General features: G+C 69.9%; 18 protein-coding genes. 9 read left to right on the forward strand and 9 right to left on the reverse strand.

All coding sequences use genetic code 11. The features are described 5' to 3' along the window. Positions 1-59 precede the first annotated feature (59 nt). The 5 genes from DMP23_RS08810 to DMP23_RS08830 all read left to right on the forward strand — a co-directional run bounded on the left by DMP23_RS08810 (position 60) and on the right by DMP23_RS08830 (position 4952). Complete coding sequence (locus tag DMP23_RS08810; protein WP_337820731.1) at positions 60-1580, forward strand: PucR family transcriptional regulator; 1521 nt, start codon at positions 60-62, stop codon at positions 1578-1580. A gap of 180 nt (positions 1581-1760) precedes the next feature. Further along, the gene (locus DMP23_RS08815) at positions 1761-2060 is read left to right on the forward strand and encodes a YciI family protein (RefSeq protein WP_037815164.1); all 300 of its coding nucleotides are present in this window, start codon (positions 1761-1763) and stop codon (positions 2058-2060) included. Positions 2061-2200: 140 nt separating this feature from the next. Next, positions 2201-3070: a dihydropteroate synthase gene (gene folP / locus DMP23_RS08820; RefSeq protein WP_337820732.1), complete on the forward strand. Its 870-nt coding sequence runs from the start codon at positions 2201-2203 to the stop codon at positions 3068-3070. Further along, entirely contained in the window at positions 3070-3882 is an 813-nt protein-coding gene (locus DMP23_RS08825; protein ID WP_238604536.1) for a pyrimidine reductase family protein, read from the forward strand. The genes folP and DMP23_RS08825 overlap by 1 nt, the downstream gene beginning before the upstream one ends. 14 nt (positions 3883-3896) lie before the next feature. Beyond that, positions 3897-4952 (forward strand): amidohydrolase family protein, encoded by a 1056-nt coding sequence (locus tag DMP23_RS08830; RefSeq protein ID WP_337820733.1) that lies wholly within the window; start codon positions 3897-3899, stop codon positions 4950-4952. Here the strand turns inward: DMP23_RS08830 and DMP23_RS08835 are convergent. Then, complete coding sequence (locus DMP23_RS08835; RefSeq protein ID WP_337820734.1) at positions 4949-5452, reverse strand: GNAT family N-acetyltransferase; 504 nt, start codon at positions 5450-5452, stop codon at positions 4949-4951. The genes DMP23_RS08830 and DMP23_RS08835 overlap by 4 nt on opposite strands. After that, positions 5433-6188 (reverse strand): hypothetical protein, encoded by a 756-nt coding sequence (locus DMP23_RS08840; protein ID WP_037815170.1) that lies wholly within the window; start codon positions 6186-6188, stop codon positions 5433-5435. Before DMP23_RS08840 ends, DMP23_RS08835 begins: the two co-directional genes overlap by 20 nt. Positions 6189-6281: 93 nt before the next feature. On the opposite strand from DMP23_RS08840, the gene DMP23_RS08845 reads away from it, so the two are divergent. Together DMP23_RS08845 and DMP23_RS08850 are read left to right on the forward strand one after the other, a co-directional pair. Beyond that, positions 6282-7100, forward strand: coding sequence for a response regulator transcription factor (locus DMP23_RS08845; RefSeq protein ID WP_037815172.1), 819 nt, complete (start codon positions 6282-6284; stop codon positions 7098-7100). 103 nt (positions 7101-7203) lie between these two features. Then, the gene (locus DMP23_RS08850) at positions 7204-8730 is read left to right on the forward strand and encodes an AMP-binding protein (RefSeq protein WP_337820735.1); all 1527 of its coding nucleotides are present in this window, start codon (positions 7204-7206) and stop codon (positions 8728-8730) included. 46 nt (positions 8731-8776) lie between these two features. Here DMP23_RS08850 and DMP23_RS08855 read toward each other — a convergent pair whose 3' ends face one another. Both DMP23_RS08855 and DMP23_RS08860 read right to left on the reverse strand, forming a co-directional pair. Beyond that, on the reverse strand, positions 8777-9001 hold the full coding sequence (locus DMP23_RS08855; protein ID WP_037815175.1) for a hypothetical protein: 225 nt from the start codon (positions 8999-9001) through the stop codon (positions 8777-8779). Positions 9002-9010: 9 nt separating this feature from the next. Continuing rightward, positions 9011-9472: a MarR family winged helix-turn-helix transcriptional regulator gene (locus tag DMP23_RS08860; RefSeq protein ID WP_337820736.1), complete on the reverse strand. Its 462-nt coding sequence runs from the start codon at positions 9470-9472 to the stop codon at positions 9011-9013. A 102-nt stretch (positions 9473-9574) separates the two neighbouring features. Here DMP23_RS08860 and DMP23_RS08865 point away from each other — a divergent pair, with 102 nt between their 5' ends. Continuing rightward, positions 9575-10789: an amidohydrolase family protein gene (locus DMP23_RS08865; RefSeq protein ID WP_337820737.1), complete on the forward strand. Its 1215-nt coding sequence runs from the start codon at positions 9575-9577 to the stop codon at positions 10787-10789. 59 nt (positions 10790-10848) lie between these two features. Here DMP23_RS08865 and DMP23_RS08870 read toward each other — a convergent pair whose 3' ends face one another. The 5 genes from DMP23_RS08870 to DMP23_RS08890 form a co-directional block, all read right to left on the reverse strand. Then, positions 10849-11394, reverse strand: coding sequence for a dihydrofolate reductase family protein (locus DMP23_RS08870; protein ID WP_037815178.1), 546 nt, complete (start codon positions 11392-11394; stop codon positions 10849-10851). A gap of 86 nt (positions 11395-11480) precedes the next feature. Continuing rightward, positions 11481-12518: an LLM class flavin-dependent oxidoreductase gene (locus DMP23_RS08875; RefSeq protein WP_134729918.1), complete on the reverse strand. Its 1038-nt coding sequence runs from the start codon at positions 12516-12518 to the stop codon at positions 11481-11483. Continuing rightward, positions 12518-13030, reverse strand: a complete 513-nt coding sequence (locus DMP23_RS08880; protein ID WP_037815180.1) for an SRPBCC family protein — start codon at positions 13028-13030, stop codon at positions 12518-12520. The genes DMP23_RS08875 and DMP23_RS08880 overlap by 1 nt, the downstream gene beginning before the upstream one ends. Before the next feature lie 76 nt (positions 13031-13106). Further along, positions 13107-13610 carry a winged helix-turn-helix transcriptional regulator gene (locus DMP23_RS08885; protein ID WP_037815182.1) on the reverse strand — a complete coding sequence of 168 codons (504 nt, stop codon included), beginning with the start codon at positions 13608-13610 and terminating at the stop codon, positions 13107-13109. Positions 13611-13650: 40 nt separating this feature from the next. Next, complete coding sequence (locus DMP23_RS08890) at positions 13651-14040, reverse strand: cupin domain-containing protein (RefSeq protein ID WP_337820738.1); 390 nt, start codon at positions 14038-14040, stop codon at positions 13651-13653. Positions 14041-14091: 51 nt separating this feature from the next. Here DMP23_RS08890 and DMP23_RS08895 point away from each other — a divergent pair, with 51 nt between their 5' ends. Continuing rightward, positions 14092-15057, forward strand: coding sequence for a helix-turn-helix domain-containing protein (locus tag DMP23_RS08895; RefSeq protein WP_337820739.1), 966 nt, complete (start codon positions 14092-14094; stop codon positions 15055-15057). Positions 15058-15232: the final 175 nt, after the last annotated feature.

Here is a 15232-nt window from a genome sequence, read left to right on the forward strand (position 1 = left end):
TTCGTAGCTTCCGCCAAACCCCTCTGGTGTGCGGTACTGATGGGCGGAAGGAGGCGCGCATGCGGCTGGGTGCACTGCTCGACACCCCGGAGCTGGGGTTGCGGCTGCTGGCGGGCGAGAAGGCGCGCGACCGCGAGTTCGGCCGCGTCTTCCAGGCGACCCTGCAGGATCCGACGCGGTACCTCGACGGCGGCGAGATCGTGCTGTGCGGCATGCGCTGGCTGCCCGGTCCCGCGGACGCGGACGTGTTCGTCGGCAAACTCGCCGCCGCGGGGGTGACCGCGCTCGGGGCGGGCACCGCGGAGGTCGGCGGCCCGGTGCCGGACTATCTCGTGGCCGCCTGCGAGCGCGTCGGCCTGCCGTTGTTCGAGGTGCCGGTGTCGGTTTCGTTCGCGACCGTGGCCGAGCGGGTGATCCTGGGCCTCGCGGCGGAGCGCTCGGCGCCTGCTCGCGATTCGCACCGGCGGCTGGTGGCCGCGGTGACCTCCGGCCACGGGCTGTCCGCGCTGGTCAAGGCCGGTGCGGAGGAGCTGGGCACCGGCTGTCTCGTGCTCAGCGCGACCGGGCAGCAGCTGGCGGGCGGCCCCGAACTGCCCGCCGCGCGCCGCACCGCGCTGGCCCGCCGCTTCCTGCGCGCCGAACGGCTGCCGTGCCAGGACGGTCCGGTCACGCTGCTCGGCGCGGCCGGACGCTCGGGCCACCGGATCGCGAGCTGGTTCCTCGTGGTGGACGGCGATCCGGCGCAGTGGCCGTCCGCGCGCCGGGAGCTGGCTCTGGAACTGGCGGCGCTGGTCGGGCTCGAACGGTCCCGGGTGGACGAGGCCAGGCGGATCGAGAACCGCGCGGCCGAACCGCTGCTCCGGCTGGTGCTCTCCGACGACGCCGCGCCGGGCGAGCTGACCTCCCGGCTGTCCGCCGCCGGGTTCGCGCCGCAGGAACCGGTGACGACGCTGTCCGCCGAGGTCCGCGGCGGCGGGCCGGGCCTCGCGCAGGTGCTGGTCGAGGAGCTGCTTTCGACCACCGGACAGCCGGTGCTGGTGGGGACCGTCGACGGGGAGACCTTCGGCCTCTGCTCCTCGCGCGACACCGAAACGTTGCGGGAAGCGGTGCACACGATCGAACCCGCCCTCGGGTCCGCGCGGCTGACGCTCGGCCTCAGCCGGGCCGCGGACGCCGCCGGGCTCCGCGCCGGGGTGCAGGAAGCCCGGCACGCGCGCACGCTGGCCGCGCTGACGCCGGGCCGCGCGACGGTGCTGTCCGGCGACGAAGTTGCGTCGCATCTGCTGCTGCTCGCCGCCGTGCCGGAGGACCTGCGGCGGACATTCGGCGAAAAAGTACTGGGACCGGTACTCGCGTACGACGCGGCACACGGTTCCGAATTGATAACGACGCTCAAGGCGTTCCTGGAACATTCGGGATCTTGGACACAGACGTCGGCCACTCTGCACTTGCACGTGAACGCCCTGCGATACCGGATCACCCGGATCGGCGAACTCACCGGACGCGATCCGAGCCGCTTCGCCGACCGCGTGGATCTTTATCTGGCGGGCTGCTTCACGCAGAACTGGGGGTGGTCTTGACCATCCGTCCGAAATGTCCTGCGGAAACGCCGGGCCGCGGGATTTTCCGTACCCCGTAACGGAAATCCAAGCAGTACGCTTATCCGTAAAGATTTATTGGGAATACTTGACCATTCGATGAACCAGGACGGCACTCGGGAGGAGGATGCACCATCCGACCGAGCGTCCTACTCTGAGGTCATGTACATCGCATTGCTGTCCTACACAGCCCCTCGAAACGAAGTCGACTACGCACTGGCCGAACACGCCGAGTGGCTGCGAAGCCAGTTCGCGCATGGATTGTTCCTCGTTTCCGGAAAAGGAAACGAGGACGCCGACCAGGTCATCATCTCCCGCCCGTGCCTGCGCGGCAAGCTGGACGCCGTGCTCGCCACCGACCCGCTCGTGCTGCAACGGCTCGCGCATTACCGCGTGATCGAATTCTCCGCCACGCGCACCGCGGGCGAGTTCCTGACCGTCAACGAGGCGCTCGCCTCCTGATCGCACCCGCCAAGCCGATCGACCGAACGCCCGGACGCAGGTGGCCTCCGGACCGCTCCGCCCGCCACCTGCCGGACGTACTCCCGCCGCGAACTCGCCTATGATCACGCGAGATCTTTCGTTCCGGCCCGGGAGACCGCATGCATACGCCCGACCTCGTGTTCCGAGGCCGTCGCCTCACCAGTGACCGCGCCCTGGTGATGGCCATCGTCAATCGCACCCCCGACTCGTTCTACGACAACGGTGCGACCTTCGAAGAAGCCCCCGCGCAGGCGGCCATCCGCCGCGCGCACGCCGAGGGCGCCGACCTGATCGACATCGGCGGCGTGCCCGCCGGAAAGGGCCCCGAGGTCACCGCGGCCGAGGAGATCCGCCGCGTCGTGCCGACCGTCGAGTGGTCCCGCGAGCACTTCCCCGAACTGGTCATCAGCGTGGACACCTACCGCGCCGAGGTCGCCGACGCCGTCTGCCGCGCGGGCGCGGATCTGGTCAACGACAACTGGGCCGCGATCGAACCGGAGATCCTCGACGTCGCCGCCGAACACGGCGCGGGCTACATCTGCTCGCACACCAACGGTCTCGTGCCGCGCACCGAAGCGCTCCGGCCGGTGTACGACGACGTGGTCGCCGCGGTGGTCGAAGGCACCACCGAGCTGGCCGAGCGCGCGCTCGCCGCGGGCGTGCCGCGCGAAGGCATCATGATCGACCCCTGCATCGACTTCGGGAAGAACTCCTACCAGTCGCTCGAGCTGCTGCGGCACGTCGACGCGCTGGTCGCCACCGGCTGGCCGGTGCTGATGGCGCTGTCGAACAAGGACGTCATCGGCGAAACGCTGGACCTCCCGGTCGGCGAACGCGTCATCGGCACGCTCGCCGCCACCGCGGTGTCCGCGCTGCACGGCGCGGCGATGTTCCGCGCGCACCAGGTCCGCGAGACGCGGCAGGTCGCGGAGATGGTGGCGAGCATCGTCGGCACCCGGCCGCCGGCGAACGTTGTACGGTCGGTCTGATGCGCGAGATCTTTCCCGGCAACCAAGACCGCACCGAGGCCGACGTCGAGCAGTTGTACGTCTATCCGGACGTGCCGAAATGGCTCGCGGTGAACTTCGTGTCGAGTGCCGACGGCGGGATCACCATCGACGGACGCTCGGGCGGGCTGTCGACGCCCGCGGACCGGATCGTCTACCGGCTGGGCAACGACCTCGCCGACGTCGTGCTGGTCGGCGCGGGCACCGCACTGGCCGAGGGGTTCGAGGGCCTGCGCCCGGACGAGAAGACCGCGGAGCGGCGGCGCAGGCACGGGCTGGCCCCGATCGCGCCGATCGCCGTGGTCAGCACCGGCCGTTCGCTGCCGCCGGACGCCCCGGTGATCACCAAGGCGCTGGTGCCGACGATCGTCGTCACGAGCGCGGCGACCGATCCGGAACTGCGCGCCGCGTGGGCGTCGGCTGGGGCGGATGTCCTGGTCGCTGGGACAGGCGACCCAACCCTGCACGAGGCCACCGGCGACCCGGCTCTGCACGCGGACCCGGACGACCAGCGCCCGCGCCCCCGGCACGGCGACGTCGACCTGCGGGCCGCGGTGGACGAACTGGCCCGGCGAGGCCTCCGCCGCATCGACTGCGAGGGCGGACCGCACCTGTTCGCGTCGCTGCTGGCCGCGGGCGTCGTGGACGAATTGCGCCTGACCGTCGCGCCGATGCTGATCGCCGGGGACGCCCCGCGCGTCGCGATGGGCGCGGCCATCGACCCGAAGCAGCTCGAACTTCTCTCTGCTCTGGTGGACGACAACTCAGTACTCTTGCGGTATCGCGTCCACTGACCCGGGGAGGGATCGTGGCGAAAACCGCTCTGCGCAACGCGCGCGTCTTCGACGGGCTGGGGCTCACCGAACCGCGCACCGTCGTGATCGACGGGCCGGTGCTGGGCACGGATCCCGCGGGGGCACGGGAAATCGACGTTGCCGGAGCGGCGCTGCTGCCCGGGTTCATCGACGCGCACGTCCACCTGGAGCGGCCGGAGCAACTGGCCGATCTCGCCGCGTGGGGCGTCACCACCGGGCTGGACATGGCGTGCTGGCCAGCCGAGCGTGTGGCCGCGCTGCGCACCGCGGGCCCGGCGGATTTCCGCAGCGCCGGGCTGCCGCTGATCGGCCCGGACGGCCTGCACGCGACGATCCCGGAAATGCCCGGATCCGCGATCGTCACCACCGCGGAAGCCGCCGTGCAGTTTGTCGAAGCGCGGGTCGCGGAGGGTGTCGACTACGTGAAAGGTGTCGCCGAGGCTCCCGGTGACGGCGGCCCGCCCGCGGAGGCGTTGCAGGCACTGGTCGACACGGCACGGAAGCGAGGTTTGGCCGCTGTCGTGCACGCGGCGACCCCTGGCGCGTACCACTTGGCGGTGGCGACCGGCGCGCGATTCGTGACGCATGTGCCGGTGGTCGGCCGGATCGCCGCCGAGGACGTCACCGCGATGAAGGCCGCCGGGCAGACGGCGATCCCGACGCTCACCATGATGGAAGGCGCACTCGCGTTCTTCGCCGGCACCGAGGGCGATCACCTCGCGAATGTGGCCGCGTTGCGCGCGGCCGGGGTCGAAATCCTCGCCGGAACCGACGCCAACGGAGGTTCCGGTGCCCCTGTCGCGGTCGCGCACGGGTCGAGCCTGCACCACGAATTCGAACTGCTGGCCGAAGCCGGGTTGAGCACGGTGGAAATCCTGCGGGCCGCGACCATCGCTCCGGCACAGGCATTCGGACTGACCGACCGCGGCGAGATCCGAGCCGGACTGCGCGCCGACCTAGTCCTCATCGACGGCGATCCCGTAGCCGACCTGTCCGCGACCCGCGCCATCCGCACAGTCTGGTGCGCCGGAACGGAAATCAGCCGCTAACCAAGGTCACGGACGTACCGGTCCAGCACCGTGCCGTCCTCGACCACCCGACCACTCAGCTCGAACCCGACCCGCCGGGCCACCGCGCTCGAGCTGGCATTCTCCGGCTCCACCTTGATCACCGCTCGCTCAGCGCCCTCGCCGGCCGCGTACCGGACCGCCAGCACCACCGCTCTCGTCGCGAACCCGCGGCCCCGCCACGCCGGATACAAGCCGTATGCCACGTTCACCTCGCCCGGCGCGAGATGTTCGCCGGAGAAGCGCAGGTCGACCGTCCCCGCGAGCACGTCGTTCACTCGGATGCCGAACGCCCGCAACGGCCCGCCGGAAGCCCATTCCTCCTGGCAGTGCTGGAAATACTCCCGGGTCCCGGCGAGCGTCCCCGGCCCGCCGTTGAGCCAGCGGATCAGCTCCGGGTCCTCGCCCGCGAAGTGCGCCTCGGCGTCGTCCGGGCGCAGCGGCGACAACGCGAGCTCGCCGTCAAGACCGCTGGACAGCATCGTCGGCTTCCTCGAAAGTCTTTTGCGCCTTGGCCAGGTCGTCGGCCGCCCGGGCAGCGCGTTGCTCCGCCTCGGCGAGCCGTTCCCGCAATTCGGTCACCCGCTCGTCGGCCTGCTCGGCTGTCCGCTCCGCGCGCTGCAGGTTCCGCTCGGCCTCCGCCCGCGCGCGGACCGCTTGCCGCCGTTCCAGGGCGCGGACGCGAGCTTCCTCCTCGGCTTTCCGGTCCTTTTCGGACTGTCGGGTCTTCTTGGCAGGCGCGGGATTCGTCGGCAGCGACAGCCAGCGGTCGGCGTCCTGGCGGGCCTTCGACGTCAGCCGTCCGGCCAGTGCCAGCCGGGCGACGTCGGCGTCCGCGACGATCGCCTCCAGCGTTTCCTCCACCTCGCGTTCGACGGAATCGCTCAAGCCGGTCGCGTCCCGCACGATCCGCTGCACCAGCTCCGCGCGCTGGTGCGCCAGTTCGCGCAGCCGGGAGCCGTCGAGCTGCTCGTGCGCGTCGCGCAGCTTGTCGCCGAGCGACGCCAGCTCGGTCAGCGGAGCGGAACCGTCGCGCGCCAGGCGGTTGACGTACGCCGCGGCCGCGGTCGGCTTGCGCAGCGCGCGGATCCGGCGCGCCAGCTCGACGTCGCCCGCTTCCTTCGCCGCGCGGGCGGCCGCGGTGCGCTCCGCGACGAAGTCGGCCGGTTCACCTGCGTAGAGCCGGTCGGCGACGGTATCGAAATCCGTGGTTGCCACGTGTGCCACCGAACCACACGAGTAGTCCGAACGCGACGCAACGCGTAACGTGGACGTCCACCCAGCAAGGTCGAGTGAAGCGGGACGGTGCCCATGACGCCTCCGGGCCGGCTCGCGCTGACGGCCAGCCCCCTGGTCGCCGGCGCGCTCAAAGCACTGCAGATCGCCACCGAACTGCCGGTCGCGATGGGCGGACCGGTGTCGGCGGCTTCCCGTTCGCATGTCATCGACCAGCTGCGCGGCACCACCACCCGGTCGTTGCAGCACGTCCAGGTGGACACCGGGGCCGGGCTCGGCGGCAAAGCGGTAGCACTGGCCCGGCCGTCGACGGTGGTCGACTACCTCAGCGCACAGGGCATCACGCACAAATACGACCACGCGGTGGAACCCGAACGGCTGCGCGCGATGGTGGCGCTGCCGGTGCGTGTCGGCGAGTCCACGCGCGCGGTGCTGTACGCGGCGTCCCGGGATTCGATCACGTTCGGCGATCGGCTGTTGCACGCGGCGACCGCGGTGGCGACGCGGCTGGGACGCGACATCGAGGTCGAAGAGGAAGTGCAGCGCCGGCTGGCCGCGCCGACGGCCGTCCCCGCTGCCGAACGCGGCGACCTGCACGCCGAACTCACCGCGATCGCCGGGTCGATCCAGGACGAGAGCGCTCGGCAACGGCTGCTGGCGGTGTGCGAGCGGCTGCGTCCGGAACTAGACCTGCCAGGCGTCGCGCTGACCCCGCGCGAGGTCGACGTGCTGCGGCTGGTGAGCGAGGGCTGCACGAACGACGAGATCTCCGACCGGCTCGGCCTGCTGCCCAACACGGTCAAGTCGTACCTGAAGCACGCGATGCGGAAGCTGGCTGTGTCCAATCGGGTACAGGCGGTGAACCGGGCTCGCGCCGCTGGGCTGCTTCGCTAGCTCCGCTGGGAGGCACCCTCCATGTGGGGTGGCTGGATCCGGTCCGGCGAGCGAAAATCACCCGCGCGGGCAGTGCGGCCCGCTGACGCGAAGGGATCGGCACGTGTTTTATGACCTGAGTGTCCGCGATTTCCTCGACCGCGCCGAAACGGTGTACCCGGACCGGATCGCGGTGGTGGACGAACCTGCCCAGCCCGCGCAGTCCTGGGGCGAGGTGACCTACCGCGAACTCGCCCGCCGCGCCCGCGCGCAGGCGGCGAACCTCGACGCGCTCGGCGTTCCGACCGGCGGCCGGGTCGCGATCGTCTCGCACAACTCCGCGCGACTGCTGACGTCGTTCTTCGGCGTCTCCGGCTGGGGCCGCGTCCTGGTGCCGGTGAACTTCCGCCTCGCGGCCGCCGAGGTGCGCTACATCGTCGAGCATTCCGGCGCCGAGGTCCTGATGATCGACCCCGAGCTGAAACCGTTGCTGGACAGCGTAACCGCGAAACACGTGTTCGTCCTCGGCGAGGACGACGACAAGATCTGGGGCGGCGACGGCGAACCGCGGCCGTGGTCGGCCGACGAATCCGCGACCGCGACGATCAACTACACCTCGGGCACCACCGCGCGGCCGAAGGGCGTCCAGCTCACGCACCGCAATTTGTGGCTCAACGCAACGACTTTCGGCCTGCACACCACGCTCAGCGACAACGACGTCCTGCTGCACACGCTGCCGATGTTCCACGCGAACGGCTGGGGCATGCCGTACGCGGTCACCGGTCTCGGCGGACGGCACATCGTGCTGCGCAAAGTGGACGGCGCCGAAATCCTGCGCCGCGTGCAGGACCACGGCGTGACGATCATGTGCGCCGCGCCCGCCGTCGTCACCGCGGCCCTGGACGGCGCCGCCACCTGGGACGGCGAAATCCCCGACCGCGACCGAGTCCGCATCGTGGTGGCCGGCGCGCCGCCGCCGACCCGCACCATCGAACGCGTGCGCGCGGAACTCGGCTGGGAATTTATCCAGATCTACGGCCTGACCGAGACGTCGCCGCTGGTCACCGTCAACCGCTTCCGCAGCGAATGGGCCGACCTCGACCCGCACGAGCAGGCGAAACTCCTTGGCCGCGCAGGCGCTCCGGCGCTGGGCGTCCGCGTCGCGATCGACGCCGACGGCGAGGTCCTCACCCAAAGCAACCACAACCTCGACGGCTACTGGGAAAACCCGGACGAAACCGCGCGGGTGCAAGAAGGCAACTGGTTCCACACCGGCGACGGCGGCACCTTCGCCGACGGCTACCTCACCATCGCCGACCGCAAGAAGGACGTCATCATCACCGGCGGCGAGAACGTGTCGTCCATCGAGGTGGAAGACGCGCTGAACTCGCACCCGGCCGTCCGGGAGGTCGCGGTGATCGGCATCCCGGACGAAAAATGGGGCGAACTGGTGACCGCGCTGGTGGTGACCGACGGAACCGAGGTGCCAGCGGACGAGCTGATCACGCACTGCCGCCAGCACCTGGCCGGATACAAATGCCCGAAGCGAGTGGAATTCCTCGCCGAACTGCCGCGGACGGCTACCGGGAAGATCCAGAAGTTCAAACTGCGCCAGCCGTTTTGGGAAGGGCAGGGACGGCAGGTGAACTGAGCCGGGGTGCTCCTTCGGGCCGGACCCGAAGGAGCACCGCGGCGGCTCAGGACTCTCGCTCCCAGGCCTTCGTGTATTCGCGATATACGCCGTTTTCTCCCCAGAACCACAGGCGCTCGCATTCCGGACAGCGCACGACCAGCGTGGCTTTGCCGAACAACTCGATGCCAGGAGCGTCGACGTCGAATTCGGCATTGGTCAGGAAGTACATGCTGTCCTGCGGGTCGTCGTCGCGGACGATGTTCCCGCACACGCACCGAATTTTCGCCATCCAACCCCCTCAGTCGTGCCTCGCGGCCTGCTTCCTCGACCAAGCGGCGGCGTCGGCACCATACCGGGCCAGCAGTCGCGCGAACTGAACCCGCTCCTCCGCCGACCAAGCGGCAGTGATCTCCTCGAACGCTTTCCGCTGTTCGGCAGCGAACCGGTTGCGTTCCGCCTCGCCCTGCTCGGTCAGCTCAAGCACGGTCCGGCGCCCATCGGCCTGCGAGGCCGCCCGGCGCAGCAACCCATCGGCGATGCACGCGGCAACAGTCCGGCTCGCCACCGGTTGCGCGACGCCCATCTCGACCGCGAGCCCGCCGACTGTCGTCTCGTCGGACGCATCGGCGATCACGTTGAGCACGAGATTGCGGGACAAGTCCTTGTTCGACGCCGGGGTTCGCCGGCGCAGCCGGGACAGCGCCGGGCCGATCTGGTCCAGCACCGGATCGTCCGGGGTCCGCTCGGGAGAGCTGCTCATGCGCTTGATCCTAGGCCCGCACCAGCACAGTTGCATACCCAGCGACAAGTACATAGCATTAGGTATGTAAATACTCTGAGCAATGAATCGAGACGACCTCCCATGACACTCACCGCGATCGCCAACGCCCGGGTCTTCGACGGGGAGAAGTCCCTCGGCGTGCAGACCGTGGTCCTCGACGGCACGAGGATCGTCCAGGTCGGCGGCGAGATCCCCGCGGGCAGCGAAACCGTCGACGGCACCGGGGCCACCCTGCTGCCGGGGCTCGTCGACGCGCACGTGCACTCCGCACCCGGCTCGCTGGCGCTGGCACTGCGGTTCGGCGTGACGACCGAACTGGAGATGCAGGGGATGAACACCCGGGAAAACCGGGTGCACATCACCGACGACGACACCGTGGCCGACGTACGGTCCGCCGGTTTCGGCATCACCCCGCCCGGCGGTCACCCCAGCGAGCTGATGCCCGAAGGGTTCCGTCCGAAGTGGGACCTCCCGCCGGTAATGCCGCTGATGCCGTTCTCCACCACGCCCGAGGAAGCGGCCGCCTTCGTCCCCCAGCTCCTCGCCCGGGGCTCCGACTTCATCAAGTTCATGATCGACGACGGCAGTGTGGAGGGGCATCCCGGACTGCCGTGTCTCGACCAGGCCACCGTGAACGCCGGGGTCGCGGAAGCCAAGAAGTACGGCGCTCTCACCGTGGCCCACGCGCTGACCGTCGACGCGACCATAATGGCCGTCGAAGCGGGCATCGACGGGCTCGCCCACGTGTTCATGGACCAGCCGCACACCGCCGAGATCATCAGCCTCGTCAAGGACGCGGGCATGTTCGTCATCCCCTGCATCAGCCTCAACGCCTCGCTGATGGGGATCACCGGCAGCGCGCTCGCCGACGACCCGCGGGTCGCCTCCCGCCTCGACCGCAAGTGGGAAGAAACCCTGCGCTCCAGCTACAACCGCTACCCGCAAGGCAAGCTCGAAGACGTGTACGACACCGTGCGGGCCTTGGACGCGGCGGGCGTCGACGTGCTGGCCGGCACCGATGTCTCCATGCCCGAGACGTTCTTCGGAGGCCTCGCGCACGGAGCGAGCCTGCACCACGAACTGCAGTACCTCGTGGAAGCCGGCCTCACGCCCGAACGAGCCTTGCGCGCAGCCACCGCGACCACCGCCCGCCGCTTCCGCCTTAGCGACCGGGGCCGCGTCGCCGAGGGACTCCGCGCCGACCTTCTGCTCGTCGACGGCGACCCGACCCGCGACATCAGCGACACGCTCAACATCCGCGCCATCTGGCGTCGCGGCGCCCGTCTGGCGGAATGACCCGAATCCTGCGCGGCGGGCCGGTTTTCGGGAAGAACGTAAGTCCTTTTAGGACAGTTTCAGTCGTCGGACGGCCGGTAAACCAGCCGCAGCACCCCGTTGCGGAACGCCGTCGAGTCCGCCAGCTCGAAGTCCAGCTGCGGCCCCTCCGCGGGGAACAACCGGCGTCCCTTGCCGACCACCACCGGGTACTGCAGCAGGGTCAGCTCGTCCACCAGCCCGTGCGACAGGAGCCACCGCACGAGCGTCGTGCTGCCGCTGGTCATGATGTCGCCGCCCGCGCTGGACTTCAGGTCCGCGATCGCCTCGCCGAGGTCGCCGCGCAGGAGGGTCGTGTTGTGCCAGTCCGCCGCGGTCAGCGTGGTGGACGCGACGTACTTCGGCACGCTGTTCATGAACTCCGCGCCCGGGTCGTCCGTGCGGCCGGGCCACGCCTCGGCGAAGCCCTCGTAGGTCACGCGGCCCAGCAACATCGCGTCGGCGTCCGCCATGCCGTCGCCCACCGCGTGTTCGAGCTCGTCGTTCCAGTACGAGAGCGACCACTGGTCCGGCGCCTCGACCACGCCGTCGAGCGAGACGAACAACGTGGACACGATCTTGCGCATCGAGCGACTCCTTGAGGTTCGGGATCGCCGACACTATGGCGCAACCGGACCCGCTGACGCAGCCGGTTGGCCCAATACTTGGTCTGTCAGGGCACTTCCGTTACCAACTCAAGTGCCCTGCCCAGCGTCGCCAGCCGTTTTTCCAGCGTGTCGCCGGCCGGATACAGCCGGACCGTGTCGACACCGGCGGCGCGCCACACCTTCAGCCGCGCGCGGACCATGTCCTCGGTGCCGATCAGGGTCGTCGCGAGCACCATCTCGTCGGTCACCAACCCGGCCGCGCCGTCGCGATCACCGGACTGCCAGCGTTCCCGCACCTCCGCGGCGACGTCCGCCCAGCCCTGCCTGCTGTAGGCGTCGTGGTAGAAGTTCGTGCTCGCCGAACCCATGCCGCCCAGCGAAAACGCCAGCTCCTTCTTGCGCCCGGCGACCATCGGGCGCAGTTCGTCCTCATCGGACGCGAAGGCGACCTCCGCGCCTTGGCACACCACGAGATCGCCGCGGCTCCGACCGGCTTTCGCGAGCCCGGCGTCGAGGTGGCGGAAGTACGCGTCGGCGCCCTCGGGGACGAAGCTCGTGCCGAGCCAGCCGTCGGCGAGTTCGCCGGTGAGCTCCAGCATTCGCGGCGACAGCGTGGCCAGGTAGATCGGGATGTCCTCGTTCGGCGTCGTCGACAGCCGCATCGGGCGGGACTCCCCCGGCAGCGGGATCTGGAAAGCCTTGCCCGCGAACGAGATTTTCTCCCCGGCGAAGGCACTGCGGATGATCTGCACCGTCTCGCGCATCCGCGTCAGCGGCCGCGCGAACGGCACCCCGTGCAGCCCCTCGATCACCTGCGGACCGGACGGCCCGAGCCCCAGCGCGAACCGTCCGCCGGACATCTCGGCCAGGGTGAGGGCGGCCTGCGCGAGCGCGACCGGCGTGCGCACGCCGAGCTGCATGATCCCGGAACCGAGCCGGATCCGGTCCGTGCGCGCGGCGAGGTAGCCGAGCACCGACGGCCCGTCCGAACCCCACGCCTCGGCCACCCAGCATTCGCCGAGACCCAGTTTTTCCGCCTCCAGCACGAAATCCCGGGTCTCCGGCCAGCCGGACGACGCCTCGACGGTGGTGGCCGTGCGCATCATCCGGCGGCTTCCACGCGGTCCTTGATCGCGCCGAGCGTGGCGGTCATCGAGGCCTCGAACTCGCTCAGCCGGACGTGCACGATCTTCTGCTCCTTCTCCGGCATCCGCGCGATCACCTCGGTCACCCCGGACGGCCCCGGCCCCATCTGCGCCCACTGCGTGAGCCGCGTGCCGCCGTTCTCCGGGGCGAGGGTGAACCGCCAGACCGCGGTCGGATTCGCCGGATCGCTGACCGCCCAGGCGAAGACGCGCGGCTCCTCGCATTCGACGATGTAGGACGTGGTTTCCCAGTCGCCGCGCGCCTGGTGGTGGTTGCGCCCGACGAAGGACCGTCCGAGCGCCGGCGCGGAACCCTCGTCGCACCACCGGACCGACTGCAGTTCGCCGCTCAGCTCCGGCATCAGCGCGACGTCCGAGGCGAACCGCCACACCTGCTCGGGCGAGCCGTCGATCCACGCGTCCACCTGCACCGTCGGGGCGTCCGCGTACCGCGCGCCGGTCCACTCCATGGCGAGTCCTCCTCCGTTGGCGTCTCGACCTGCATAGTTGCGTAACTAAACTGACCATGTCAACGGCCACGGACCGTTATTCCTGCGGCGCGAACCTCGCCTGGACGTCCGGCCGCTGCGACAGACGCTCCGGGAAGCCGGGCCCGCGCCGCATCCGGGTGTCCTCGGCGGACAACGGCTCGCCGCAGTCCGCGCAGACGACGGTCGCGGTCGTGTCGTGCCCGCAGGCGTCGTGGTGCAGCACGATCGGCGGGCCCGCCTCGGTGGCCAGCCACCGGTCGCCCCAGGCCGTCATCGCGGCCAGCACGCTCCAGAAATCGCGGCCCTTCTCGGTGAGCACGTAGTCGTAGCGCACCGGTTCGGCCTGGTAGGCGCGCTTTTCGAGCAAACCCTCGTCGACCAGCCTGCGCAGCCGGTCGGCGAGGGTGTTGCGCGCGATGCCGAGCGCCTGCTGGAACTCGTCGAAGCGGCGGACGCCGTAGAAGGCATCGCGCAGCACCAGCGGAGTCCACCAGTCCCCGAGCAGGTCCATGGTCCGGGCGATCGAGCACGGCCACTGCGCGAAGGAAGTGCGTTTCATGACGGCGAGGATACGCCGTCCCACAGTGCAACCCAGCAGGTCAGACGCGATGCCCGACGGTCACGTCGACAATGTCGGGCACTTCTTCGTGCTCGTCGCCGACCGAGAGCGTCCCGGACGGCTCCACGAGCAGCACCACCGCGCCTTCCTTCGACGACGGCTTGTGGAAGGTGCCGCGCGGGACCACGAACGCCTGTTCGCGGGTCAACGTCACGGTGCGTTCGCCGTCCGCTTCGCGCAGGCCGATCTCGATGCTGCCGTCGAGAACGAGGAAGAACTCGTCGGTGTTGTCGTGCTTGTGCCACACGTGTTCGCCGGCGAACCGGGCGAGACGGATGTCGTAGTCGTTGACGTTGGCGACGATCCGGGGGCTCCACGGGGCGTCGAATCCGGCGAGCACGGCCCGCAGATCGAGGGGCTGAGTAGTCATAGTCCGATCTTGGGCCTGGTCTCGCGTCGCCGGGAGTGCTATGAATCGCATATGCCGAAAGGATCCTCGCACCGTGTCGTGATGATCGTCGGCGACGGCTCGAATCCGTTCGAGATGGGCGTCGCGACGGAACTGTTCGGCCTGCGCCGGCCGGAACTGCGCCGGCCCTGGTACGACTTCGCTCTCGCGGCTCCCGGTGGCCAAGCCCGGATGCACCTCGGCTTCTTCACCCTCGCCGACGTCGCCGACCTCGACGCGGTGGACAGCGCGGACACGGTGATCGTCCCGAACCGGCCGGATCCGGCCACCCCCGCGAACCCGGAAATCCTCGCCGCGATCCAGCGTGCGGACTCCCGCGGCGCACGGTTGATGAGCTTCTGCACCGGCGCGTTCACCCTGGCCGAGGCAGGCGTGCTCGACGATCGCCGGGCCACCACGCACTGGCAATGGGCCGATGAGTTCACCGCGCGCTACCCGCGGGTCCGGCTGGAGCCGGACGTCCTCTTCGTCGAGGACGGCACAGTTTTTACCGCCGCCGGAAGCGCGGCCGCGCTCGACTTGTCGCTGCACGTGATCCAACGCGATCACGGCGCGGAAATCGCCAACGCGGTCAGCCGCCGCCTCGTTTTCACCGGACATCGCGAAGGCGGCCAGCAGCAGTTCGTGGAACGCCCGATGCCGGAGATTCCCGACGCCTCGCTCGCGCCGGTGCTGGAATGGGCCCGTCAGCGGCTCGACCAGCCGCTCGCGGTCACCGACCTCGCCGCCCGCGCGTCGACCAGCGCCGCCACCCTGCACCGCCGGTTCCGCGCGGAACTCGGCACGACGCCGCTCGCCTGGCTCACCGCCGAACGCGTGACGCTGGCCCGCAGGCTCATCGAACGCGGCGAACATGGTCTGGACCGCATCGCCGCCCGCACCGGGCTCGGCACCGGCGCGAATCTCCGGCTGCAGCTGCGCAGGCACACCGGCCTGTCGCCGTCCGAATACCGCAAACGATTCGGCCCGGCGGCCTAATTCGCCTCAGGGTCCACAGTGGACCCTACGAAGGGATTGCTCCATTCGGCCTAATCGGCGAAGTTCCGGTTAAGCCCCGATGACCGGAACCCGCCAAAGGTTTTATGCCAGACGAACGAAAGTTGGCCGGAACGGACAGAATTCCGCCGAGCCCTCACCGGATCGCGGACAGATC

The sequence above is a fragment of the Amycolatopsis sp. A1MSW2902 genome, from assembly GCF_017312175.1.
Classification (GTDB): Bacteria; Actinomycetota; Actinomycetes; order Mycobacteriales; family Pseudonocardiaceae; genus Amycolatopsis; species Amycolatopsis nivea.

Excerpts from the sequence above, each read along its gene's own strand:
- DMP23_RS08855 (WP_037815175.1), bottom strand. The coding sequence starts at position 9,001 with ATGGCGAAAATTCGGTGCGTGTGCGGGAACATCGTCCGCGACGACGAC.
- DMP23_RS08825 (WP_238604536.1), top strand. The coding sequence starts at position 3,070 with ATGCGCGAGATCTTTCCCGGCAACCAAGACCGCACCGAGGCCGACGTC.
- DMP23_RS08810 (WP_337820731.1), top strand. The coding sequence starts at position 60 with ATGCGGCTGGGTGCACTGCTCGACACCCCGGAGCTGGGGTTGCGGCTG.
- DMP23_RS08880 (WP_037815180.1), bottom strand. The coding sequence starts at position 13,030 with ATGGAGTGGACCGGCGCGCGGTACGCGGACGCCCCGACGGTGCAGGTG.
- DMP23_RS08865 (WP_337820737.1), top strand. The coding sequence starts at position 9,575 with ATGACACTCACCGCGATCGCCAACGCCCGGGTCTTCGACGGGGAGAAG.
- DMP23_RS08845 (WP_037815172.1), top strand. The coding sequence starts at position 6,282 with ATGACGCCTCCGGGCCGGCTCGCGCTGACGGCCAGCCCCCTGGTCGCC.
- DMP23_RS08870 (WP_037815178.1), bottom strand. The coding sequence starts at position 11,394 with ATGCGCAAGATCGTGTCCACGTTGTTCGTCTCGCTCGACGGCGTGGTC.
- DMP23_RS08815 (WP_037815164.1), top strand. The coding sequence starts at position 1,761 with ATGTACATCGCATTGCTGTCCTACACAGCCCCTCGAAACGAAGTCGAC.
- DMP23_RS08895 (WP_337820739.1), top strand. The coding sequence starts at position 14,092 with ATGCCGAAAGGATCCTCGCACCGTGTCGTGATGATCGTCGGCGACGGC.
- DMP23_RS08875 (WP_134729918.1), bottom strand. The coding sequence starts at position 12,518 with ATGCGCACGGCCACCACCGTCGAGGCGTCGTCCGGCTGGCCGGAGACC.
- folP (WP_337820732.1), top strand. The coding sequence starts at position 2,201 with ATGCATACGCCCGACCTCGTGTTCCGAGGCCGTCGCCTCACCAGTGAC.
- DMP23_RS08835 (WP_337820734.1), bottom strand. The coding sequence starts at position 5,452 with ATGCTGTCCAGCGGTCTTGACGGCGAGCTCGCGTTGTCGCCGCTGCGC.
- DMP23_RS08890 (WP_337820738.1), bottom strand. The coding sequence starts at position 14,040 with ATGACTACTCAGCCCCTCGATCTGCGGGCCGTGCTCGCCGGATTCGAC.
- DMP23_RS08860 (WP_337820736.1), bottom strand. The coding sequence starts at position 9,472 with ATGAGCAGCTCTCCCGAGCGGACCCCGGACGATCCGGTGCTGGACCAG.
- DMP23_RS08885 (WP_037815182.1), bottom strand. The coding sequence starts at position 13,610 with ATGAAACGCACTTCCTTCGCGCAGTGGCCGTGCTCGATCGCCCGGACC.